Annotated in this window: 24 protein-coding genes; 8 read left to right on the top strand and 16 right to left on the bottom strand. The window is 45.1% G+C overall.

Translation table 11 applies throughout. The features are described 5' to 3' along the window. Window positions 1-147: 147 nt before the first annotated feature. Complete coding sequence (locus tag FC07_RS05250; RefSeq protein ID WP_057904077.1) at window positions 148-522, bottom strand: winged helix-turn-helix transcriptional regulator; 375 nt, start codon at window positions 520-522, stop codon at window positions 148-150. A gap of 176 nt (window positions 523-698) precedes the next feature. Here FC07_RS05250 and FC07_RS05245 point away from each other — a divergent pair, with 176 nt between their 5' ends. The 3 genes from FC07_RS05245 (at window position 699) to FC07_RS05235 (ending at window position 3,175) form a co-directional block, all read left to right on the top strand. Further along, entirely contained in the window at window positions 699-1,883 is a 1,185-nt protein-coding gene (locus FC07_RS05245; protein WP_057904076.1) for an NADH-dependent flavin oxidoreductase, read from the top strand. Between the two features lie 100 nt (window positions 1,884-1,983). Then, the gene (locus FC07_RS05240; RefSeq protein WP_057904075.1) at window positions 1,984-2,682 is read left to right on the top strand and encodes an aspartate/glutamate racemase family protein; all 699 of its coding nucleotides are present in this window, start codon (window positions 1,984-1,986) and stop codon (window positions 2,680-2,682) included. 175 nt (window positions 2,683-2,857) lie between these two features. Beyond that, window positions 2,858-3,175, top strand: coding sequence for a type II toxin-antitoxin system RelB/DinJ family antitoxin (locus FC07_RS05235; protein ID WP_057904074.1), 318 nt, complete (start codon window positions 2,858-2,860; stop codon window positions 3,173-3,175). A gap of 157 nt (window positions 3,176-3,332) precedes the next feature. Here FC07_RS05235 and FC07_RS05230 read toward each other — a convergent pair whose 3' ends face one another. The 3 genes from FC07_RS05230 to FC07_RS05220 form a co-directional block, all read right to left on the bottom strand. Next, window positions 3,333-4,052: a L,D-transpeptidase gene (locus FC07_RS05230; RefSeq protein WP_057904073.1), complete on the bottom strand. Its 720-nt coding sequence runs from the start codon at window positions 4,050-4,052 to the stop codon at window positions 3,333-3,335. 77 nt (window positions 4,053-4,129) lie between these two features. Further along, on the bottom strand, window positions 4,130-5,098 hold the full coding sequence (locus FC07_RS05225; protein ID WP_155797795.1) for a serine hydrolase: 969 nt from the start codon (window positions 5,096-5,098) through the stop codon (window positions 4,130-4,132). Between the two features lie 102 nt (window positions 5,099-5,200). After that, complete coding sequence (locus FC07_RS05220) at window positions 5,201-6,058, bottom strand: NFACT RNA binding domain-containing protein (protein ID WP_235807461.1); 858 nt, start codon at window positions 6,056-6,058, stop codon at window positions 5,201-5,203. A gap of 229 nt (window positions 6,059-6,287) precedes the next feature. On the opposite strand from FC07_RS05220, the gene FC07_RS05215 reads away from it, so the two are divergent. Beyond that, on the top strand, window positions 6,288-7,619 hold the full coding sequence (locus FC07_RS05215; RefSeq protein ID WP_191981083.1) for a dihydrolipoyl dehydrogenase family protein: 1,332 nt from the start codon (window positions 6,288-6,290) through the stop codon (window positions 7,617-7,619). Window positions 7,620-7,743: 124 nt separating this feature from the next. After that, the gene (locus tag FC07_RS05210; RefSeq protein ID WP_057904069.1) at window positions 7,744-8,796 is read left to right on the top strand and encodes an FUSC family protein; all 1,053 of its coding nucleotides are present in this window, start codon (window positions 7,744-7,746) and stop codon (window positions 8,794-8,796) included. Window positions 8,797-8,859: 63 nt separating this feature from the next. On the opposite strand, the gene FC07_RS05205 is transcribed toward FC07_RS05210, so the two are convergent. The 11 genes from FC07_RS05205 to FC07_RS05155 all read right to left on the bottom strand — a co-directional run bounded on the left by FC07_RS05205 (window position 8,860) and on the right by FC07_RS05155 (window position 19,967). Next, entirely contained in the window at window positions 8,860-9,324 is a 465-nt protein-coding gene (locus FC07_RS05205; RefSeq protein WP_057904068.1) for an Rrf2 family transcriptional regulator, read from the bottom strand. Between the two features lie 25 nt (window positions 9,325-9,349). Then, window positions 9,350-10,210 carry an NAD(P)H-binding protein gene (locus FC07_RS05200; protein ID WP_057904067.1) on the bottom strand — a complete coding sequence of 287 codons (861 nt, stop codon included), beginning with the start codon at window positions 10,208-10,210 and terminating at the stop codon, window positions 9,350-9,352. Between the two features lie 120 nt (window positions 10,211-10,330). Continuing rightward, window positions 10,331-11,710, bottom strand: coding sequence for a DHA2 family efflux MFS transporter permease subunit (locus tag FC07_RS05195; RefSeq protein WP_057904066.1), 1,380 nt, complete (start codon window positions 11,708-11,710; stop codon window positions 10,331-10,333). A 121-nt stretch (window positions 11,711-11,831) separates the two neighbouring features. Further along, entirely contained in the window at window positions 11,832-12,248 is a 417-nt protein-coding gene (locus FC07_RS05190) for a MarR family winged helix-turn-helix transcriptional regulator (protein WP_155797796.1), read from the bottom strand. A gap of 68 nt (window positions 12,249-12,316) precedes the next feature. Next, the gene (locus tag FC07_RS05185) at window positions 12,317-13,174 is read right to left on the bottom strand and encodes an aldo/keto reductase (protein WP_057904065.1); all 858 of its coding nucleotides are present in this window, start codon (window positions 13,172-13,174) and stop codon (window positions 12,317-12,319) included. A gap of 103 nt (window positions 13,175-13,277) precedes the next feature. Then, the gene (locus tag FC07_RS05180; RefSeq protein ID WP_057904064.1) at window positions 13,278-14,315 is read right to left on the bottom strand and encodes a zinc-dependent alcohol dehydrogenase family protein; all 1,038 of its coding nucleotides are present in this window, start codon (window positions 14,313-14,315) and stop codon (window positions 13,278-13,280) included. Window positions 14,316-14,726: 411 nt separating this feature from the next. After that, window positions 14,727-15,332, bottom strand: a complete 606-nt coding sequence (locus FC07_RS05175) for an NAD(P)H-binding protein (RefSeq protein ID WP_057904063.1) — start codon at window positions 15,330-15,332, stop codon at window positions 14,727-14,729. A gap of 134 nt (window positions 15,333-15,466) precedes the next feature. Beyond that, window positions 15,467-15,925, bottom strand: a complete 459-nt coding sequence (locus tag FC07_RS05170; protein WP_057904062.1) for a MarR family winged helix-turn-helix transcriptional regulator — start codon at window positions 15,923-15,925, stop codon at window positions 15,467-15,469. Window positions 15,926-15,940: 15 nt separating this feature from the next. Continuing rightward, window positions 15,941-17,689: an ABC transporter ATP-binding protein gene (locus FC07_RS05165; RefSeq protein WP_057904061.1), complete on the bottom strand. Its 1,749-nt coding sequence runs from the start codon at window positions 17,687-17,689 to the stop codon at window positions 15,941-15,943. After that, complete coding sequence (locus FC07_RS05160) at window positions 17,686-19,440, bottom strand: ABC transporter ATP-binding protein (RefSeq protein ID WP_057904060.1); 1,755 nt, start codon at window positions 19,438-19,440, stop codon at window positions 17,686-17,688. The genes FC07_RS05165 and FC07_RS05160 overlap by 4 nt, the downstream gene beginning before the upstream one ends. Before the next feature lie 113 nt (window positions 19,441-19,553). Next, window positions 19,554-19,967 carry a hypothetical protein gene (locus tag FC07_RS05155; protein ID WP_057904059.1) on the bottom strand — a complete coding sequence of 138 codons (414 nt, stop codon included), beginning with the start codon at window positions 19,965-19,967 and terminating at the stop codon, window positions 19,554-19,556. Between the two features lie 74 nt (window positions 19,968-20,041). Here FC07_RS05155 and FC07_RS05150 point away from each other — a divergent pair, with 74 nt between their 5' ends. Further along, complete coding sequence (locus tag FC07_RS05150) at window positions 20,042-21,112, top strand: MFS transporter (protein ID WP_155797797.1); 1,071 nt, start codon at window positions 20,042-20,044, stop codon at window positions 21,110-21,112. A gap of 22 nt (window positions 21,113-21,134) precedes the next feature. After that, the gene (locus FC07_RS05145) at window positions 21,135-21,881 is read left to right on the top strand and encodes a DUF4811 domain-containing protein (RefSeq protein WP_057904057.1); all 747 of its coding nucleotides are present in this window, start codon (window positions 21,135-21,137) and stop codon (window positions 21,879-21,881) included. A 288-nt stretch (window positions 21,882-22,169) separates the two neighbouring features. On the opposite strand, the gene FC07_RS05140 is transcribed toward FC07_RS05145, so the two are convergent. Continuing rightward, a complete protein-coding gene (locus FC07_RS05140) occupies window positions 22,170-23,096 on the bottom strand; it encodes a hypothetical protein (protein ID WP_057904056.1) in 927 nt (308 codons plus the stop codon). 165 nt (window positions 23,097-23,261) lie between these two features. On the opposite strand from FC07_RS05140, the gene FC07_RS16390 reads away from it, so the two are divergent. Beyond that, a complete protein-coding gene (locus tag FC07_RS16390; protein WP_083483210.1) occupies window positions 23,262-23,501 on the top strand; it encodes a TetR/AcrR family transcriptional regulator in 240 nt (79 codons plus the stop codon). The last annotated feature ends 20 nt before the right edge of the window (window positions 23,502-23,521 follow it).

Here is a 23,521-nt window from a genome sequence, read left to right as displayed (position 1 = left end):
TCATCCAGGTAACACCTCTTCTAAATTTAGTCATTACTTTAAGTATCTTAACTTTTTCTAAAGGTCGGTGCAACAGCAGGTTTCACGCTTTATTTTCATCATTAATGAACAATTATCATGAAAAGCACCTTCTGTAAAAGCACGCCCTTAATAGCGCAAATAACCGTTGTAATCTGAACGCTTTAAAATAATCGTTTCACCTTGCGCCTGTTGCTGGGCAATTTGTTGCTCCCCCCATTGCGACATCACAATTAACACCTGCCGCAGACTTTTACCACGGTCAGTCAACGTATATTCCACTTTGGGTGGGACTTGCGGATAAACTTTTCGCTGGATCATCCCATCCACCATTAGTTCATGTAATTGTTGGGTCAGCACTTTTTGGGTAATGCCTTCAATCGCCCGTTTCAATGCCCCAGGCCGCTGTGGCCCATTGCCTAAATAGCATAAAATCACCGGCTTCCATTTGCCACCGATCACGGCCAAGGTTGCTTCGATCCCCATATTGTAACTTTTTGTCATGCGTTAACGCCTATCCTTTCGCAATACTTACTTACAAGTAACAATGCCACTTTAAAGTCGGTACTCGTCAAATCTCATCAACTAACTATAATGAAACTATACTAATAAAAAGTAAGTATTTCAATGGAGGTGGCCTATTTCTACAGTCACTAACATATTTAGGAGGATTTTTTAGCATGACACAACAATTTTTAGAGCCGTATCACTTTGCAAACGGCCTGACCTTACGCAACCGCGTGATTATGTCACCAATGACCACGATGACCAGCTTTTACAACGGCATGATTACCACTGACGAGCTCAATTATTACAGTGCCCGGGCAGGCGGTCCCGGTTTGGTGATCACTGGGGTCGCCAATGTGAACGCCTTAGGCAAAGGCTTCGAAGGCGAGCTTTCCGTTGCCAGTGATGACATGATTCCCGGTTTGCATCGCTTGGCTAGCGCTATTCAACAGCAAGGCGCACGGGCTGTGTTACAAATTTTCAGTGCTGGCCGCAAGTCCAATCACCAGATTTTACGTGGTGAACAACCAGTGAGTGCGAGTGCTATTGCAGCCAGTTACCCCGCTGGTTCTGAAACCCCACGGGCGTTAACTGAAGCTGAAATCAAACAGCTGATCAACGATTTTGGGACCGCTACTCGTCGTGCCATCCAAGCCGGCTTTGATGGCGTTGAATTGCATGGCGCGAACACTTATTTGTTACAACAATTTTTCTCTCCGAATGCCAATCAGCGTACGGATCAATGGGGTGGCTCACTGGCAAACCGCATGCGTTTACCGTTAGCGGTGATTGATGAAGTGCAGCAAACCATCGCCAAATACGCCACCCGTCCGTTTATTTTAGGTTATCGCGTGTCACCAGAAGAAATCGAAACCCCTGGCATTCGTTTAGCCGATACCTTGGCCTTCGTAGCCCAAATCAAAACTAAAATTGATTATCTGAATTTATCCATGGGGAGTTATCAACGCACATCCCTCAATGACAAGGCCGACACGGAACCGTTATTGGCCAAGTTTGCGCGAACATTAAACCACGCAGTACCATTGATCGGCATCGGCTCCGTTGAAACACCAGCAGATGCTGCCGCAGTGATCACCGGTGGTGCCGACTTTGTGGCTTTAGGCCGAGAACTACTACGAGAACCACAGTGGGTCCAAAAAGTTGCTGCAGGCGATGCCGCTGAAATTCGCACCACCATTAGCCCCGCTGACCTGGATGAATTGGCGATTCCACCCGTCATGCAAGTTTACTTGCAAAATTCCTTTGCCAGCGTCATGCACTTTACCACTGATCAGCAAGCCGCCACTAACTACCAAGCGCAATTAGCCCCAATGGAAGGGTTTGAAAAGAAGCTGTAAACCTAAACGGCAGTCGCATCAAAAGTTGCGGCTGCCGTTTTAAAATACTATACTAGCGATAATATTACTTCATTAAATTATCATAAAAAGCTGGTGTACTATGCAAAAAGTCGGTATTATCGGTGGCCTTGGCCCAGAAGCCACCATGATGTATTATCAAGGCATTATTCAACGTTATCAAGCGCGACAACACTCGCAAACGGACCTACCAGAGCTGCTGATCAATAGCGTGAACATGTACCATTTATTTGCGCTATTAGACCAACCGGATTATCCGGCGGCGGCTACCTATTTGGCACAAGCAGCTAACGAATTAGCCCGAGCTGGAGCTGATTTTGCGGTAATGTGTGGCAACACGCCGCACATTGTGTTCGATGAAATTGCCGCTCAAAGTCAGATCCCGCTGATCAACATGGTCACCGCTACCGCTGAATCTGCCCAAGCCCAGCACTTACACAACCTGTTGCTACTGGGCACTAAATTCACCATGAGCCAGGCCTTCTTCAAACAGCCCTTTGAACAGCTTGGCATTAACATTATCGTTCCAACACCAGCCCAACAAACCACTGTTCATCAGCATATTGTCGCCGAACTGGAAAACGGCATTGTACAACCCGCCACGAAACAATGGTTTTTAGCGTTGATTCAAGCCATGGCTAAAACCCAGCAAATTGACGGCGTTATTCTCGGTTGTACTGAATTGCCACTGTTATTGAAGCCAGCCGATTTAGCCTTACCACTGCTGGACACGGCGGAAATTCATTTAGATCGTATCGTAAACCGTTTATTTGAGCGTTAGTCGCCAAACCACGCCAACAAGTTGATCTTGTTAGCGTGGCTTTTTATTTTAAAAAACAATGCGATTCGTAGCGTAATTTAAGAACAGAGGGCTAGCTGACAACAGTATATCATGTTATTTTTGCCATTATTGTGTACAACAGACGTACAACCACATCGAAAGGAAGTGTTTCAATATGAAAGTCTTATCGGAAAAAGCACGGATCTCAATTCGAACAGATGCTAAATTAAAAGAAGATGCCACACGTGTATTGGCAGGTATGCATTTGGATCTCTCAACTGCTTTCAACCTTTTTTTAGATCAAGTTGTTAAGCAAAATAAATTACCCTTTGAAATCACAAATGAAACCGCTGCAGAGAAAGAACAGCGTGCGCTTCATTTAGCGATTCAAACAGGCCTAGCAGAAGCCAAAGCGGGTAAAGGTATTCCTGCAAAAGACTATTTAGCTTCCTTGGAAGCGGAAATCAATCAACTAGAACATGAATCGTTATGACGTCATTTTAATGCCGGCAGCAATTCGAAAATTGATTGTTACCAACGATTTTATTTTGTTTAGTATTGATGAAACCACGCCGCAGGACGCACACTTCAACTCAAAAAAGCTCGTAAATTCATTTCGAATTTACGAGCTTTTTTACATTAATCGTCAATTAACCAATCACAACTTTAGTCCCCGTTGGGATTTTTTCATTGATCCACTTGGCATCAGGAATGCTTAAGCGCACACAGCCGTGTGAGCTTGGCCGTTTACCTAAGTAAACCGCTTCGCTGGCAATGTAGTGACCATCTTGGTCTGTCGGCACAGAGTGGAATAAATAAGTGGTGCCGATAAAGGCCGTCCAGTAATGGGCCCCCATTTTTTCGGTGGGGTTATAGAAACTATACCCGCGACTGCCAATTTTATAGGTGCCTTTGGGTGTGGTGTTATTCATCCCGCTAGACGCATACATGGTATAAAGCACTTGCTGTCCGCTTTTAACATAGACGCGCTGGCGTTTTAAATTCACCTGCAATTCCAAATATTTGTATTGACTGACATCTGGATAAGCCTTACTTTCAGAAGGCTTGGTCCAGTCGACGGTTTTTGGTTTAGTTGCCGTCGCTGTTTTTTTAGACGTTGTCGTTTGCTTGGGCTTGGTACTAGCTTTTTTAGCCGTATCCGCTTTAGTGGATTTCTGTTCAGCCACCGCAGTGGTAGGCGCCCCCCATTGGCTGATGACGTGGACTGTCTTCACCACACCAAACAGGAATACCCCAAACACCACTAACAACGCGATAAAACGGCGGCGATACTTTGGCTTAAGCCGGTGTGTGCGTAGAAAATGAACCAGTTGTTGACAACTTTTCAAAAATTCTAAAAGTTTCGCCATGATCTCCCTCCGTTCTTAAAATCTTGACAACCCTATTGCCATTCTAACATAATCCGGCAGAACGTGAAGTGACTTGCTTAACTGGCGTGGCCGTAGACAATTTTCTGGACCCGCTTGGTGATTTTTGCAATCCGAGGGAACCCACTTAAACTACTTTGATCGTGGCCATTGGTCATGATCACCAAAATATAACGTTGGCCACTTGGCAACGTGACAATGCCGGCATCATTGTTGGTATCATCTAAAAATCCGACTTTATCAGTGACGGTGGTCTTCGGTAAGGCCTTCGCCGCACCGGTTGGAATCCCAGTACGGTAAATCTGTTTGCCCATGTAACCCAGTAACAATTTTTGGTTGGCATTGTTGGTAAACGGCCCACTGCCAGCGTCCAGTGCCTGAAGTACTTTCACCAAACTATTGCTGGTAGTGATAGCTGCCTGGCCTTTGGTAAAGTTCACATACCAGCCTTGGCGACTGACAAAGTTGTTAACTTTGTCCAAACCAGCACTGGTTAAGGTGCGGTCAGCAAAGTCATTTTCGCTGTTCACGATCATCCGTTTAAACCCATCAGAACGATTGGTGGTCCACTGATAATGACCTTGTTTCTGTTGTTGGAATAAATAGGCGGCAATGTACAGCTTAAACGTACTAGCTGCTACCCATTTTTTGTCACCTGATTGATCAACTGCCAAATCCCCAGCTTGATAAACCGCCGCATTTTTAGCCTGCGCTGCACTACTGCCGCTGCGTGGGGTTAAATTATAGAAACTAACGGCTACTGTTCCGTCAGCTGTCACGGTTTTTAAATAAGTTTTTAATTCAGTTTTAATTTGTTGCTGCTTGGTTTGAACACGTTTGTGCGACCAACCGTGATTGGTTTTCGTTGAGATCACTTGTTTTACCTTTGCAATACCTGCGCCTGTTTTTTCAGGTAGACCGCCGACACCAAGACCGTAGCTGATCCAAACACCGATAATGACAAACGGTAAAATCAGGATCAACCAGCGCTTCGCTAATAAAATCCGTCGTTTCCATCGTCTATTCATATGCAATATTCACCATAACTTTTTATAATCGTACCATTATTTTAAGCCAAAATGACACCGGTCACAATAAGCAATCCTTTGATTATTAGCCCCAACTGATACCTACTCTGCTTTTAATTGTTGGGCCAAGGCCGGATCTGGTCGAACTGTTATGGTACGGGCCTGACCAGTGAAGTAAACCAGGCCTGGTTTGGCGCCTTTCGGTTTGTACAATTGGCTCACTTTCAACACATCTACTGGTACTTGTTGTGCAGCACGCCCTTTACTGTAATAAGCCGTTAAGTTCGCCGCTTGCGTCAGCGTTGCTTCACTGGGATGACTACTGTGGATCACCACGTGTGAGCCTGGAATCTCCCCGCCTGCGTGCATCCAGTAATAATTCTTTTGCGCCGTTAATGTCAGCTGATCGTTTTGAACACTATTTTTGCCAACTTCCACTAACACATGCTCACTGGTATAAAATCGCCGGGGATGGGCAGGTTCTGGTGCTTTTGATGAATGTAATACCTGGGTTTTTAACGCCCCTTCCGCCATTAATTGGCGCTTGAGTTGGGTCACTTGTTCAGCGTCTGTTGGATCAAACGCCGCTTGGCGGGCCTGTTGTTGCTGTAAAGCGGTCTTAGCCGTTGCTAACCGTTGTTGTACCACGGATTGGCCACGCTTTTCTTTTTGATAACGCTGAAAATAGGCTTGCGCATTGGCCTGAATGGACTGCTCAGGATCCAGTTGAATGATGTAAATGTGCTGTGGATCGCGGTAATCTGCTAGTTCGACTGTACGCGTGTGGGGTTGAATCTCGTGAGCGTGCATTTGTAACAAGGTGCCTTGCACTTTGAAACTTTCAGCGTCTTGAACTTGTTGCGTCGCACGGGTTAAAGCCTCAATTTGTTTTTGAGTATGATAAAGTTGGTGCGTCATAGCACCTTGGACTTGTTCCAGTTCAGTTGGTTGGATCATCATCATGTCCCTTCTTATTAAATTAAGTGTAACATGTCAACTTAACGATTTTGTGACGATTTCAAAACAGCTTCTATTCAATTTATGACAGGTTTGATAATGATTGATAGATGCTGTTTTATAGATAAAAGCGTTTTTGTTTGCTACCATAGAGATGTATCAGCTTACTGATGTTAGATAGCATGGTTGAATGCAAGCATTAATCAACCGGATAGAACTGAGGAGGAAAATGATGACAGATTATAATTTTGATGTGCTTTATTTAGGCGCCGGCCATGGTACTTTTGATGGTGCAATTCCATTGGCTGCTGCAGGCAAAAAGGTCGGGATCATCGAAAGTGGTTTGATTGGTGGGACTTGTCCCAATCGTGGCTGTAATGCCAAGATCACCTTAGACGTTCCAGTTGCCCTCCAACGTACCGTTGAACGCATGCAAGGCGTGGTAAGCGGTGATCTGAAAATTAATTGGCCCGCTTTGATCGCGCAAAAAAACGCCGTGATCGAGCCACTACCCGACTTTATTGAAGGGTTATTAACGGATGCTGGTGCTAAGTTGATCCACGGCCACGGCCAATTAACGGATGCCCACACAGTAACGGTTGACGGGAATCCATACACCGCTGACAAAATCGTAATCGCCACAGGCTTACGCCCAAATCATTTGGACATTCCAGGAACTGAATTCGGCCATGATAGCACTGATTTTATGGCTTTAGACCAGTTACCAGCGCGGATCGGGATTATCGGTTCAGGTTATATTAGTATGGAATTTGCCACGATTGCCCAAGCAGCTGGTGCTGAAGTCACCGTCTTTATGCATGGCGACAAAGCATTACGGCGTTTCCATCAACCATTTGTTGAACAACTGATTGCCTTAATGACCAAACGGGGTATTACGTTCATTCGCAATGCTGGTGTCTCAGCTTTTACAAAGAGTGGCAATACTTACACCGTTGAATATGGTGACAATGACAGCAAAACTGTTGACTGGATCTTAGATGCTACGGGTCGGATTCCAAACATTGAAAATATGGGATTGGAAACGGTTGGGATTACTACCACTAAACATGGGATTCCAGTTAACGATCATTTGCAAACCAATGTGGCCAATATCTATGCTTCAGGTGACGTGGTTGATAAGGCGCAGCCAAAATTAACCCCAACTGCGATTTTTGAATCACACTACTTATTCGAGTTATTGAGTGGTAAAACCGACGCTGCCATTGCTTATCCCGCGATTCCATCTACGGTTTACACTTCACCACGACTGGCGCAAGTTGGGGTTAGTCCTGAAGACGGTGCCGCTGCTGGTCATCAATTGGTGGAAAACCATTTACCAAACGACTGGTATCGCCAAATCGATCGCCAAACGCAAGGTGAAAACGTCCTGGTTTTCGATGCAGAACACCATTTGGTCGGTGCCAGTGAAATCAGTGAACAAGCTGAAAATGTCATTAACAGCTTATTACCAGCCGTTGTTTTTGGCCTTGATCAAGACCAAATGTGGCAATTAGTTCACATTTTCCCATCGATCGATGCCGCAACTTGGGGCCAGCTTAAATAGACTTTACAAAATAGCGTCCGGCTTTAAAAGCCAGGCGCTATTTTGATGCAGTTTCCTCCCATTGACAAGTGTTCACAAACTTTGATACACTGCTCTCTGCTATTTTTAAGAAGGGAACGATTTTATGTATCAATTGATGCAACTAGATCCAGGCTTATTGTGGCAAAAGATCCGTATCGCCCAAGGCCGTGAAACTTGGCGTTTACTGGCAGCGCTAGTCCTGCGTGATGCGGCTTTATTAGCTTTTGCCATTGTCTATATTGCCAGTTTTTCAATTTTATTTGGGCCGAGCAATAGTTGTGTTGGTGTCGCCAGTTTTTGTATGCTGCTCAGTGCACGCTACGTGAATTATGGCTACCGCATTCAAGATAGTCTGCTGGCTTTGGCGCTGATTTTAAGCAGTATTGGGCTCATGAGCACCTGGCTACCACACTTACCTTTCGGACTGGCTTTCGGCCTAAATGGGTTATTATTACTGGTATTACTGCGTTTAACCGCCGGTCACCCGCAATTCGGGAATGGTGGCGTGTATGTGTTCAGTTATATCTTAGTGGTTTACACCAAGGTCGCACCAGCTGCACTACCAAAACGTTGGGGTGCGCTGTTGTTGGCGTTACTCCTGTGCGGCGCCGTTTTATGGCACCAAAATCATACTAAGGACCGTCAGATCACCTTACACCAGATTTTAAAACGGCCTGGTTTAACGGATCAGGTTTTTCGTTGGCAACTTCGGCTCGCCCTGGGTGTGGCAAGCGTTTTATGGCTAGGCCAGTTTTTAGGCAATGGTCGCGCCCGCTGGCTGGGCTTCGCTGGCATGTCACTGCTCTTACCAGTAACCACCAATTTAAAAGACCGTGGCCTCCGCCGCCTAGCTGGCGTAATCGTTGGTTCAATTGCGTTTACCATTGCGATGGCCATCGTTCCCACACGTTGGGCCTTTCTGATCGCACCTGTGACTGGTTTTGGCCTCGGCTTAACCCCCAGTTACTTTTGGGCCAGCTGTTTAAACTGCTTTGGCGCCTTAGCCATGGCCACCACCTTTTTCGGCGTGGTACCTGCCAGTGGCCTGCGCATTTTAAACAACGGTCTCGGGTTGCTCTTGGCAGGTGTGATTGCTTGGCTATGCAATTTGGTGTGGCACTACTACCAACAACACTATTTAATGCCAAATGATTAATCTATCACAGTTACCATCACAAAATGGCGCTTAAAACCAAATTCTGGTTTTAAGCGCCATTTTTTATTTCTTAATGGACGCGAGCCACGCTTTTTGGGGCCCATCCACCCGCGTTACCAAGTCATCAATGATCTGTTGCAACGTAATTGCCTGCATTTCTTGCTCCGCGGCCAATTGCACCTGCTGATAAGCACCGTCCAAAGTGGCCTGAATGTTGGCCCCTACCGGACAACGAATATTGGTTTTCGGATCGACATGCAATAGTTCACGCTGTCCATCTGGGTTAATGGCTTTGTAAACATCTAACAACGTAATCGCAGTTGCGGGTTTCGCCAACTTAGGCGCCACTTTCCCCGGGCTTGTTTGCAATAACCCCGCCTGGCGTAATTGCGACATGAGCCGCCGAATCAGGCTTTGATTTGATGCCACACTATCCGCAATCGCCGCGCTAGACAGATCACCATCTTGCACCACCACAATATACGTTAAAATATGGACGGCATCACTTAATTTATGTGATGTCTTCATCTCATCACCCTGCTTTCCCAAATGACTATTTTGCTAAAACTTCCTTAATCGATTCTGCCAGACTTGGTAACGAATGTCCAAGGATATTTGGTAAATCATCTGTGGTGCCAGCTAAATCGCCAATTTTGATTAAATCTTGAATACCAGTCACAATGCTGGCGGTGGCACTGTCCATACCACTTTTTTCTAGCCCGGCCTGATAAGCTTCTTCTGAAATCGATTGAACTGGGAAATCTTGGCCAGTGGCCTCTTTAACGGCTGCTGCCAATTCAGCGTAAGTGTGTGCTGGACCAGAAAATTCATAAACAGCCTTTGGTTCAGCTAACTGCAACACTTTAGCAGCGGCTGTGGCATAGTCACGTTCCAACGCCCAACCCGCTTTACCATCACCGGCAGCGTAAACAAATGGCTGACCTGCGGCACCTGCTTTTAAAACATTTAAATCATTTTCTAAATACCAATTATTCCGTAAGAAGGTGTAAGTCAGGCCACTGGCTTTAATCAAGGCTTCAGTAGCTTGATGGTCGTCTGCTAATGGTGCTTTGGCCGTTTCCAAATGGGCATAGCTAGTGTAGGCAATTAATTTCACGCCAGCCGCCTTAGCAGCATTGACCACATTGGCATGTTGTTCAGGACGAGGCATGGCACCACCAGGTTGTGAGGAGATAAAGAGCAACCGATCAATGCCTTGCAACGAGGTGGTCAAGGTTGCCACATCTTCATAACTGCCCGGCCGAACCGTTACAGCCGCCGGCAAAACCTTCGCGGCCTTTTCAGCATTTCGCGCCAAGGCAATCACGTTACGAGCCCCTACATCTTGTACCAATGCTTTCACGGCTGTTTGACCAAAATTCCCAGTTGCACCTGTAATTGCATATGTTGTCATTTTAAGATCCCCTTAGTTGTTATTTGTTACTTTTTAAGTAACTTGTTATTTATATAATAACACCACAACCGAAATTTGCAACAAAAAAGTGCACCGCCAACCGATGCACTTCAAACAAGCTTATTTGGCGCGGGTAACCCGAACCACAAAAATGAATTCACAAACTAACAAAATAGTTAACAGGGCAAACGTGGTCACTGACCCATTGGCTGTGCCAGTAGCTAAATTGTGTGTTGCTGCTTGACCAGCTGCTACCAGTGCCGCTGCCACACTGGTCCCCACCGCGGCGGCAAACTGCTGCAACGTGTTATAAATGGCATTGCCATCACTGCTGGCTTCTGGTGCTAAATGCCCTAAGCCAAAGGTCATCAGGTTGCCGTAACTTAACCCCAGTCCCAGCATGAAGAAACAATACATGAGCACAAGCAGTGGATCACTTAATTGATGCCCGAACAAAAATAGCCCTAATAGCCCCAGCGCACCAACGAGACCGCCTAAACGCAACGGTAGTTTCGCGCCAATATGATCAAATAAACGCCCGCTTAACGGACCGACAATGGCGCCTAAAGCGGATCCTGGTAGAACTAGCAACCCAGCAATCAACGCTGTATTGCCGTTGACCAATTGAATGTAATTCGGCAATACAAAGGACAAGCCTAACGCACTGATCTGCAAACAAACAAACGCCAACACACAGGTGGTAAAGCCACGATTTGCAAATAAACGTAAGTTGATAATCGGCTGTGTGATCCGCAAAGACCGGCGTGTAAAACCAATCAACGCAATAATACCCACCACTAACGCCCCTGCAACTGACCAACTGGCAAAGGGTTGCGAGCCCCAACTGCTAATCCCGAAGATCAGGCCACAAAATGTCACCACGATCAACCCAACACTAAGGCGATCAATAGACGCTTTGGCCGTCGGTGTTTTTTGTTGAATACAAATTAAACCTAAAATCAAGGCAACTACTAAAATTGGCAATAAGAAGGCGAAAATATACCGCCAATTCAGCGCCGAAACCACAATGCCGCCAAAAGTTGGTCCAATCGCTGGCGCCACCCCGGTGATCATCGTGCCGACCCCCATCATCATGCCGATTTTAGAGGCTGGGACTTGTTCCAAAATAATATTAAACATCAACGGTAAGGCGATCCCGGTACCTAAGCCTTGGATACCACGCCCAAGCAATAACACCCAAAAAGCTGGCGCCACCCCATCTAAAATCACCCCTAAAATGAAAAAGCTAATGGCACAAATAAACAGTGAGCGGGTTTTAAACCGCCGTTTCAAAGTAGCCGATAGTGGCACCATTGAAGCCACCACCAGTAAGTACAAGGTGGTCATCCACTGTACCGTATTGGTCGCCACGTTAAATTCCTTCATTAAAGTTGGAAAGGTAATGTTCATCGCCGTTTCTACGATGACGCCACAAAATGACATGAGCCCAGTAGCGATAATGGCCCCAATGACTTTTGGCGAAATTTTATCATTCAACATAATTGCCCCTTATCTCGATGGTGCGAATTTTCGTTAGACAGCTAACGATGATTAGTATAACGCAAATTCAATAATGTGCAACGGTTGTTGGCCATCTAAAAAGATCTCTTTCCGAGGTCTTTTAGGGTTGACTGCTATTGAGCGTGATAAAATACTGGAGCATCCGCACAAAAGTCTCACATTCGGCGGGGGTAAACGCCGCATTCATAGCGTTTTGCTGTTTGGCAATATATTGCGAGACCACTTGATGCAGTTGTTGCGCCTTCGCCGTTAATACCACCGTTTTTTGCCGACCATCCGTTGCGGCTGGTTGCCGTACCACTAAACCGCGCTTTTCCATTCGTTGAAGCGCCACAGTTGCCGTAGAACGCTGAATATTAAACTCTGCTTCAATATCCCGCTGCAGTACTTGCTGCTGATTGCCAATAAAATCAATGATCGACATTTGCGTGCCCGTTAAATCAAACTGCTTGGCATACGCGTCCATTCCTTTATTCATTTGGTTGGTTGCGTGTTTCAATAGTTTGCCATAGTCCACTTGCAGTTGCTCCTTCCGTTAGCTTACTAACAACTTTCAGTATAACGGCTAAGGCAAATTCTGCAAGTTTATTGTGCGTGAACGTCAAAAGCGTTTAGCAAGCGGTTTTCTAAGCCTGGCTGATCAGGGTCATGCCGACCATGGCCTTGATCGAGCTGTTGTAATTGTGCCATTTCCGTGGCCGTTAGCGTAAAGTCAAATAAATTTAGATTACTTTGGATCCGCGCTGCATGCACTGATTTCGGTAAAGCAACGATTCCTAATTGATTTTCAAAACGTAAGATGATCTGACCGGCATCTTTTTGATACTTAGCCGCTAACTGTTGGATCACAGGTTCTTTAAATAATTGTGGGTTGCCCTGCCCTAATGGCGCCCAGGCCTCGATTTTAACCTTGGCAGGTGCTAGTAAATCACGCAGTGGCCGTTGCTGAAAATAAGGGTTGAATTCCACTTGGTTTACCGCTGGCAGCACGTCAAATTGTGGCACAAACTGTTGCCAGGATTTCGGTGTCATGTTGGACACCCCAATAGACCGAATCTTCCCCGCTTTTTGAGCGGCTTCAAGCGCCTGCCAAGCACCAGGGACATCCCCGTAAGGCTGATGCAACAGGTAAAGGTCCAGGTAATCTAACCCTAACTTTTGTAACGAAGTATCGATCGCCTTGGTTGCCGCAGCCACACCATAATCTTGCAACCACAGTTTGCTGGTCACCCACACTTGATCCCGGGTTAACTCACTGGCCGCAATCGCTTGGCCCACCTCGGCTTCATTAAAATACGCCGCTGCGGTATCAATGTGGCGATACCCTGCCTTTAAAGCTGCGCTAACTGCCGTTTTTGTTGACCCATCGTTAGGAATTTGAAAAGTGCCAAAACCAATGGCTGGGATCTGATTGCCATCATTTAATTGAATTGTTGTTGTCATTTATTTCACCTCATCGTTCTTTTCGCTTAGCATAGTCGTCTTAACAAAAATTGAACAATACTTTTTAGGCATGTGCCGATGCATCAACTGTATGTGATTGCCTTTATTGTGCCACAACTAGTAAAGATTTAATGGCTTCTCGCTGATCCATAGCGTTGTACGCTGCCTGAATATCAGCTAAGGCAAACCGTTGGGTAAAGACTTTGCCGGGATGAATTTTGCCTTGCAAAACGGCATCTAACAATACGTGACGGTCGTGCGTGGTCACCGCAGCAACACCGCCTCGCAAGCCAATATTGCGCCAAAAAAGTTGGTTAGTGTTCATGTCAGATTTTTGCGGGACCCCAACGCGACCAACAATGGCGCCCGGCCTGCCCACTTGCACAGCTGTCGCCACCGACTGTTCCGTCCCGACACATTCTAAAACGGCATCGGCACCGTTGCCAGCCGTTAACGCCAACACCTTTTGAACAGCCGCATCCCCACGTTCGGCCACAATATCTGTGGCGCCAAATTCAGTGGCCAACGCCTGGCGATCGACATGGCGGCTCATGGCAATGATCCGTTGCGCCCCGCGTAACTTCGCTGACAACACACCACATAACCCAACTGCGCCATCCCCTATCACAACGACTGTGTCGCCACTTTTCACTTCCGCACTAGCCGCCGCATGATACCCCGTGGCCATCACATCGGACAGGGCTAATAAATCATTTAATTGGGCATCCGTGTAGTCACTAGGTTGGCCAGGAATTTTCACCAATGCCCAATTTGCGTGATTAAACCGAACGTACTCACTTTGATAGCCGCTAGACCCTTGCGGTGCATTGATACAATCCCCATCAAAGCCTGCCAAACAAGCGGCACAGTGCCCACAACCGTGCGTAAACGGCATGATCACAAAATCTCCAGGGGCCACATTGGTGACCTCAGTACCAACGGATTCCACAATACCAATGGCTTCATGCCCGGCATTTGACCCACTTTCACGCTTGGCGATGCCACGATACCACCATAAATCGGAGCCACAAACACAGGCCCGTAAGACTTTGATCACCGCGTCGCCAGGTTGTTCCAATTGTGGCTTTGGGACTTCTTTGATCACCATTTTACCAGGTGCCATAAAAATTGCTGCTTTCATTTTGAATACCTCCTAAGTGCTCTAATGTTAGATTTTTGCTAACGCAAAATCGTATTTCGGAGGATGTCCATTCCATCGGACGCAGCCCGTCACGGTGGAAACATGGCTCCTCCTAAATGCTCTAATGTTAGATTTTGCTAACGCAAAATCCTATTTCGGAGGATGTCCATTCCTACGGGCGCAATCTCCCTCGTAGGAAACATGGCTCCTCCTAAATAATCTAATGTCTATTTTGCTTCCGCAAAAATCTTATTTCCGGAGGATGTCCATTCCATCGGACGCAGCCCGTCACGGTGGAAACATGGCTCCTCCCAAGTAATCTAATGTCTATTTTGCTTCTGCAAAAATCTTATTTCCGGAGGATGACCATTCCTACGGGCGCAACCACCCTCGTAGGAAACATGGGCTTCCTTATTTACGATTAATGCCTAAACTATCCCGAGCGCCAAAATCTGAATCATGCGCCAAACGCACCACTAAGTCTGCAATACTTTGTCGCGAAACATCATGCCCACCAAAAGGTTCGTTTTGGTGGGTGATTTGGTAATCGGTATCGGTGCCGTTATCAAACCAGCCTGGGCGAATGGTGGTGTAATTTAAAGACGACGCTGCTATCACATCAGCGGCCTCACGATAGTTTTGTAACATTGGGTTGTGTTGTAAATTGCCGTTTGCCCCAACACGAGCCGGAATTTCATTGTAAATCCCCATGGACGTGATAAACAATAATCGCTGTACCCCGGCCGCGGTCATCCCTTGTATCAAGGCGGTTGCCATTTTAGGCAAATTGCCGCTTAACGCCGCAAACACCACATCTTGTCCTTGCAAAGCCGTTTGTAAAACAGTAGCGTCTAAGACACTGCCGGCCACTACTTTTTCACGCGTCGCATCAATCGTGCCTAACCGCTGGGTGTGACGGGCCATTAAGGTGATCTGATCGGTAGTGTATTGCAAAAAATAATGCCGTGTCACTTGACCTACTGAGCCTGTGGCACCAATTATCAAGACTTTAACCATTTGATTGCCTCTTTTCTGGCTTGAATGACCCTAGTCTACGACCTTGCAGTTACTTCAAGGCAAGGAAAATTTGAAAAAACATCAAAAAAGACGATAACGAACGCTACCGTCTTTGGTACTCTATTTCAATCGATTTATTGTGACTGACGCATATTCGTCAGCATTTGTCTTAACCACTGACGCATTTGTTCAACTTCTTGTGATGTCATACCAGCAGTCATTTGTGCTTCCATCTGCTGAATATCTGCGTCAAATTCTGGCTTATGTCGTGCCATTTCTAACCGACAAACATCGGTTAACCGAATCTGCTTATAACGCCGATCCGTTTCACTGGTAATCACTTCAAGTTGCCCTGCGTCTTTCAACCGTTTGATTAAACCATTAATGGTTGGGCGACTAAGATTAAACTCATTTTCTAAATTACTTTGATAAATGACCGCATGTGGGCGATCGTATAAATACCCTAACACTGCCATTTGCGTACCCGTAATGCGTGGTAGCCCTTTTGGTGCACCTGCCAAACCATTATTAATGTGTTTTTGAATTTCAGTGTCGATAGCCTTGATCAATGGCCCAAATTCATTTGCTTGCATATTATCCTCACTTAATTAAGCGGTTAATTTTTCGAATTGACTATTATATAGATTAGCATAGAACCCCTTTTGTTTCATGAGTTCTTCGTGAGTTCCCGCTTCGATGACTGTCCCATGATTCAAAACTAAAATCGTATCTGCATTTTTAATCGTAGATAAGCGATGGGCAATCACGAGACTAGTACGGTTTTTGGTCAATACATCCATCGCCTGCTGTAATTGTTCTTCCGTACGAGTATCGACTGAACTCGTTGCTTCGTCTAAGATCAGCATGGGCCGATTACGCACTAATGCCCGTGCAATCGTCAGCAATTGTTTTTGGCCAACTGATAATGATACTGCTTCGTTTAAAACTGTGGCGTAACCCTGGGGTAATGTGCGAATAAAATGATCCACACCAACTGCTTTAGCTGCTTCAAACACTTGCGCATCACTAATATTAGGATCATTATACTTTAAATTCGCCATAATCGTCGCTTCAAATAACCAAGTATCTTGCAATACCATATCAAACTGGTTCCGTACTGTAGCCTTTGACAGCTGTTCAATCGGCTGGTCATCGATCTTAATTTGACCATGTTGTGGCGTATAATACCCCATTAGTAAGCTGATTAATGTGGTTTTTCCCGCACCAGTCGGTCCAACAATAGCCACCTTTTGGCCAGGTTTAATGTGTGCTGAAAACTGATGAATGATTTGTTTTTCGAATGTATAACCAAAATCAACCTTCTCGAAGTCGATTTTACCTGTGGCCCGTTGTAACATTACGGTTGCCGCTGAACGATCATCATCATCTGGCGTATCTAAAAATGCAAATACCCGTCGTAAGGCAGCTTGAGCTGACTGTAAGCCAGAAAATGCTTGGGTGATTTGTCCTAAGGGTTGGGTAAAAATACGAACGTACACCATAAAAGCAACTACCATACCAATTGAAATCGTTCCTTTCAATGCTAACAATGCGCCAACAACGCTCACAGCAACATACCCAAAGTTACCGATGAAATTCATAAAAGGCTGCATGATACCAGATAAAAATTGAGCCTTCCAAACACTGGTTTCAAGCCGCTGGTTTAATTGCTGAAAATCCTGTGTCGCTTTTTGAGTTTGATTATAAGTTTGAACCACTTCATGCCCTGCATAAACCTCTTCAACATAACCAGAAACAGCGGCTAATTGAGTTTGCTGGTCACCAAAATATCGTTGTGAGTGCGTCAGCAATAAAACGACCACACTCATCCCTAGCAGTGATGCTACTACTGCCGTTAAACTTAATAACCAATTACTCCAAGTCATCATTATTACAGCTCCAACAATCAAAACAACTGATGATACTAATGTACCTAAGCTTTGATTTAAAGCCTGACCAAAAGTATCCAAATCGTTAGTGACACGGGACAACGTATCCCCTTCAGAATGTGTATCAAAATAAGTTAACGGCAAACGATTGATTTTTCGGGAAATCTTAGTTCGCAGATCACGTGTAAAATTTTGCGCCACCGTTGCCATGACATAGCCTTGGGCGTAGGACATGAATGCCCCTATGCCGTAAATTACTGCTAATAGACTCACAATATGCCAGATTCCTTTAAGATCCATACCCCCGCGTAAGCCGGCCGAAATTTTGTTGGTGATCCGGCTTAATTGATCTGGCCCAATTAAAGTCGCCAAGTTACCTAAAACCGCCAAGCCCATGGCCGTGAATAACGGTAGCAGATATGGTTTGCCATAACGTCGAATACCTGGTATTAATTTTGGTTGTGTCATTCGGCCAGTTCCTCCTTACTAAGTTGTGAATAGGCAATTTCTTGATAAACCTGATTTTGAGCCAATAACGTTGTATGGGTCCCAATTCCAGCGACTTGCCCCTGATCTAACACAATAATTTGATCTGCGTCCATAATGGTACTGATTCGTTGCGCCACAATTACTTGAGTAGTTTGTGCTGCCTGTTGCTTTAAGGCCTGTCGTAACTTGGCATCTGTGGCGTAGTCTAATGCGGAAAAAGAATCATCAAATAGCAAAATCTCTGGCCGTCGCGCGATTGCCCGAGCAATGGCAAGCCGCTGTTTTTGACCACCGGAAAAATTATCTCCATGCTGAGCGACTGGTGTTGCTAAGTCATTTGTAAAATCAGCTGCCTGTGCCGTTACTAATGCTGAATGAATCTGCGCATCCGATAGCTTTTCAGGTTTATGCGCCCCGATACCAAAATCAATATTACTGCGAATCGTGCCTGAAAAAAGCACTGCCTTTTGTGGTATATAACCGATTTTGTCATTTAATTGTGCTGCTGGATAATCCCGCACATCAATACCATCGATCAAGATACGACCAGCACTAACATCATAGCGCCGCGCCAATAAATTAAGCACCGTCGACTTGCCACTTCCAGTAGCCCCGATAATAGCTACAGTATCACCAGTTTGGGCTTGAAAGGATAAATCACTAACTGCATTTTCCTCAGCGCCAGCAAATTTAAAGCTGACATGTTCAAATTGAATCGTGCCTGATTGGGTTGTCTGAGGTTGCCTATTCGTAGGATAAGACATACTCGATTTTAAGGTTAATACCTCATTTAATCGCGCCGCTGAAACCGTAACACGTGGCATAATGACGAAAATAATGCTCAACAGGAGAAAAGCCATGATCACTTGCATGGCATAACTGGAAAAGACGATCATATTCGAGAATAACTTAAGTTTGGCCGCACCAGTTGCCGTTGCAATTAAAGTCGCTCCTAGCGCGTAAACAGCTAATGTAAGGTCATTACTGATCAATGACATACCAGGGTTCATCATAGCTAACACACGGTTTGCAAATAAATTGGTCTGCGTCAATTCTTGATTAGCATGATCAAACTTGTTATTTTGATAAGCTTCAGCATTATAAGCATGAACCACTCGAATACCACTAATATTTTCCCCAGTCACTAGGTTTAATCGATCGGTTAATTGCTGAACTTGCTTAAAGCGCGGCTGTACCAATGTGAGAATCACTGTCAACATCACAATTAAAATAACAACGGCCACGCCAGTAGCTGCTGTCCATTCCCAGTTTTTATTGGCAATTTTGGTAATCGCCCAAATTGCCGTGATTGGTGCTTTGATCAAGACCTGCATGCCCATTGCAATCAGGGTTTGAACCTGCGTAATATCATTTGTCGACCGGGTCAACAAACTAGCGGTAGAAAAGCGATTTATATCGGCACTTGAATACGCCGATACTTGGTCAAATACCACCTGCCGTAACCGTGCTGAAAAACTAGCGGCCACACGAGCTGCAAAATAGCCCACTACAATTGCAGCAGCAACACTTAATAAGGAATACAACAGCATCCGACTACCAGGACGCAAAATATCAATTGCCGTCGACCCTGACGTTTCCAGCGCATTGGTAATTTTTGTCATGTAATCGGGAATTGCCAATTCAAGGCTAACTTGTATCACAATAAACCACACACTGACAACGATCATCAACCACTCTTTACGATTTAGTCGTTTCAATAAACGAAGCATGTTTTCGCCTCCTAATTAGCATGCTAATTATATAGTTTGAATTTAACGCGGCAGCGCCGCGCTAAATAATTAGCATACGAATCATTATATTTAATTTCAAAATAATTTGCAAGCTAATCATTTTGAAACTTTTGAAAACTCGCCAATGCCTTGACTGGGCCTGCTGTTTGAATCGCAATTAAAGCATGTGCTACTTGACTAGCCGTTAACGGACTATCTGTCGTCAACCAATATTTCAACATTTGTAACGAACTTGCTGTCGCCCCGACACGCAACAATTGAATTTCTGGATTTGTCCCATAAGCTGGCCCGTATTCGTCGATAAATGCCTGATTGGCAACTTGTGTCACTCGCCGTTCAAAATGGCCTTCCCCATGATCACTTAATAAGCGTGATAAAACAAAACGTTGCTCGTCGCAAAGTGTTACCAATTGCTCGAGATTATTAGCTTTATTAACTGTAAAAACATGCGAAGCGGCCCGTACTTTTTCAATCGCGTCAATCACACTATCTTCAATTTGGCACAATAAATCTTCTTGATCGTCATAATGATTATAAAAGGTACTCCGTTCAAAGCCCGCTTCAGTTGCAATTTCATTTGATGCAAATGGTGATTTTGAACATCTATGACAAATCTGAGCAAGGCTTGGCCATGGGGTTAGCCGGCTTAGTGGTCGGGATGTCACCGGCTATTGGACCAACCCTTACTGGCTGGATCCTAGATAAATCGCATACCATTTTGGGCTTGACGATCTCAGCTTCATGGCGAACGATGTTTGTCATTCCGTTGATTATTTTCGTGATTGCCTTGATACTCAGCCCATTTTTGATCAAAAATGTTTTACCAACCAAGCACGTTAAGTTAGACGTCCTCTCCTTAGCACAATCATCCATCGGCTTCGGCTTATTCTTAATCGGCTTCACCAATGTTGCCAGTGATGGTTGGGGGGATTGGAAGAATGTTATTTTACCCATTATCGTCGGTATCACATTAATTGGCTGGTTTGCAGGTCGGCAATTGCACCTGAAGCAACCATTTTTGGACATTCGCGTCTTTAAATCTGCCAACTTCAGTTACACGACTTTAGCGGTTGTATTGGTTACCATGGCCATGTACGGTGTGGAAATGGTTCTGCCAACTTACTTGCAAAATGTTCATGGGATGACGCCCTTGCACTCAGGCCTAACCTTATTGCCTGGCGCCTTACTCATGGGGTTCATGTCCCCGATTGCCGGTCTTTTATACAACAAAGTCGGGGTCAAGCCCCTGGCCTTAGCTGGTTTTGCGTTACTCGGAATCGGCACCTTGCCATTTGTCTTTATTAATGCCGCCACACCGGCAACCGTGATCACCATCATGTATACCTTACGCATGGTTGGTGTCGGCTTGGCCTTAATGCCACTGACCACCGCGGCAATGGCCGCCTTACCGCTTGACAAGGCCACTGATGGTACTGCGGCTAACAATACCGCCCGCCAAGTGTCAAGTTCGGTTGTGGTTGCGATTTTAACTTCTGTGGTTCAAAACGTCACCGCAAACCATATGCCAACCCATGCCACCAAACTAGCCGATCCGCTCCGTTATGCCCAACATGCGTGTCCGGGTTCCAAATCGCCTTTATCGTTGGCTTGGTCTTTGCCATTATCGGCGTACTGGCCGTGGGTTTTATGAAAAATAATCAGGAGGTGTCTGAATGATCGTCGGTATCTTGATTCTAACCGTCATCCTTACCATTGTAGGTTGGACCCTTCCCAAAAGCTGGCTTGGCCGCATCATCACCGGTAGTCTCGGCTTATTGCTCACACTAGGGGTAGTCAGCCTGATGACCTTAAACTTTACCCACCATTGGGGCATGCACAAAGTCACCACAACAACGACCCACCAGATTTACACAGCCGGTCAAACCACATCACCAGCAAATTTATTGTTAACCAAAGTGCTTGGCACTGAACACAACTACTACGTGATGGTTTATCGGGATCAAGCCCACCAGAAAAAGGCCACCGCACACTTTATACCTGATACTGATCAACCGGTTACTGCCGCGAAAACAACGACTGCTTATCATTATGGCAAGTTTAAACAGGCGCAAGTTGTCACCAAAACGACCCGCTGGCGTTGGCGCTCAGCTCGTGATCGCTGGTGGCTCAATTTAGGTGATCAATCTGGCGAATTAATTAAAAAACGTATCGTTGTTCAATTGCCACAACAAACATGGCTGGCCCTGACTACCACGCAGGCGAAACAAGTTGCCGCACATCAAAAAACGGCAACCACCGCTATCACACAAGCTGCGTTAAAACAAAAGTTAACGCTTGGAACCCAGGCTTACTTAAAGCAGCATCCAAAAGCGACTGCTCGTCAGGTCAAGACTTACCAGCAACAACTTCTAGCAATATTGACGATTCAAGGTCTTAGGACTGTGCTACGTACATCATAATTTGAATGATCAGTTCAACTACTGATCTCTCGTACAAAGCTACTAGCTCAGTCATTTAATCATTCTGAATTTATTGGCACGGCCTGGACAGATTAATCAGTCCAAGCCGCGCCAGTTTTTATTCGTTAAGATCAACTAAAATATTCTATCAGGGACGATCTCTGTTAAAGCGTTACCCTGATTCCTTATTCAATCCTCAATAGCGCTGTATCGCTTAATTAACGCCTCTATTGCATGCATTACAAAAACCGCACTAAAACTATTATTTCAGTGCGGTTAGTTTTATATTTAATTGTTTGTTCGGATTTCAGCAGGACGATAGAAGCCTAGACTCAGCGTCATGAGCAACAAAATTACATGAACCACAAACAACCAAGGATGTTGTGGTAAAACACCTAATAAACAGCCCACGATCACACTAGCCAAATAACTGCCACCAAATTCTGTCAAGTAAGCCCAATCAGCTTGCTTAAACCACTGATTACTGCGGCTCTTGACAAGACAGCGTGCGATATAACCTAATGTTCCAATAAATAAAACTAAAAAGGCTACTATTGCAAATAGTGGTACGAAATGATAAACCAGCGCATACAAGGCCACAATCACAATAAAACTGATAATAGCCTCTAAATAATCGCGCAAGGCGAAACCTAAACGTTGCCAACCATTAGTCGCATTTTTAGCGGCTTGTGCATGTCGTGCCGTCAGTAACGCTACTGGAATGATCGCGCCTGAGTAGCCAAGATAATTCATCCACGGAATACCGTACATATTTTGAATTGTAATGGCAAAATTAATCGGGGCACCGTGCCAAACCCACAAGCCACCGGCTGTACGAATCGCCAGCACATCCCAGACAAAGTCCCAACCAATAACAATCACATAAGCAATTAAACCTGTTACTAATGGGCGCCTATCCAACTTTTTCGCACCCGCAATCGCTAATGGCATGAGCAGTCCCCAGCCTAAACCAACCCACAGCGGACACGCTTTTAAAGCCTGAGCGTTACCAATATTTACCAAAAAATCGGGATTGTAATGGTAGGTCTTGAAAACATTTACGCTGAATAACTCTAACGTGATTCCTAATAATGAACAGGTAATAAATTGAAACAGCTGTTCGGTACGCCGCTGTTGCCACAACACGACTAATGTCAGCGCATAAATCAAATAAAAAACAATCTCTACCGTACGTGCGGTTGCCATTATGGTCATTTTAACATTTCCTTCTCTCTAGCCCATCATCGTCTAAAGCAACGACTTGACAAGCCTTAACTTTATGTTCATTCTAAAGAATGTCTGACATGTGTCAATGTTTTTGGAACAAGTCAAACAGATTCACTTAACTGTCTGCTTTTTTATTAATCCTAATGATTTGAGGTGTTGCTTATCTATACAGGCCATAATCCATCTGCATTACGTTCCCGTGATCTTTTAGTTTCAGCATTATTCCAACTGTTAAAAACCAATTCTTTTGCGGAGATCACTGTACGTCAATTAACGCAAGAAGCTCAATTATCACGACAAACTTTCTATCAAATTTTCAGCAATAAAACAGAAATCGTACAGTTTCGCTTACAGACACTTGGGCCTAGAATAAAAAGTGTACAAGTTAAATAGAGACTCTGATTTAGTATAAT

This window comes from Loigolactobacillus bifermentans DSM 20003, from assembly GCF_001434575.1.
GTDB classification, from domain to species: Bacteria; Bacillota; Bacilli; order Lactobacillales; family Lactobacillaceae; genus Loigolactobacillus; species Loigolactobacillus bifermentans.
The sequence above is the reverse complement of the archived record's forward strand: the minus strand, read 5'-3'. Positions and strand labels throughout refer to the sequence as shown.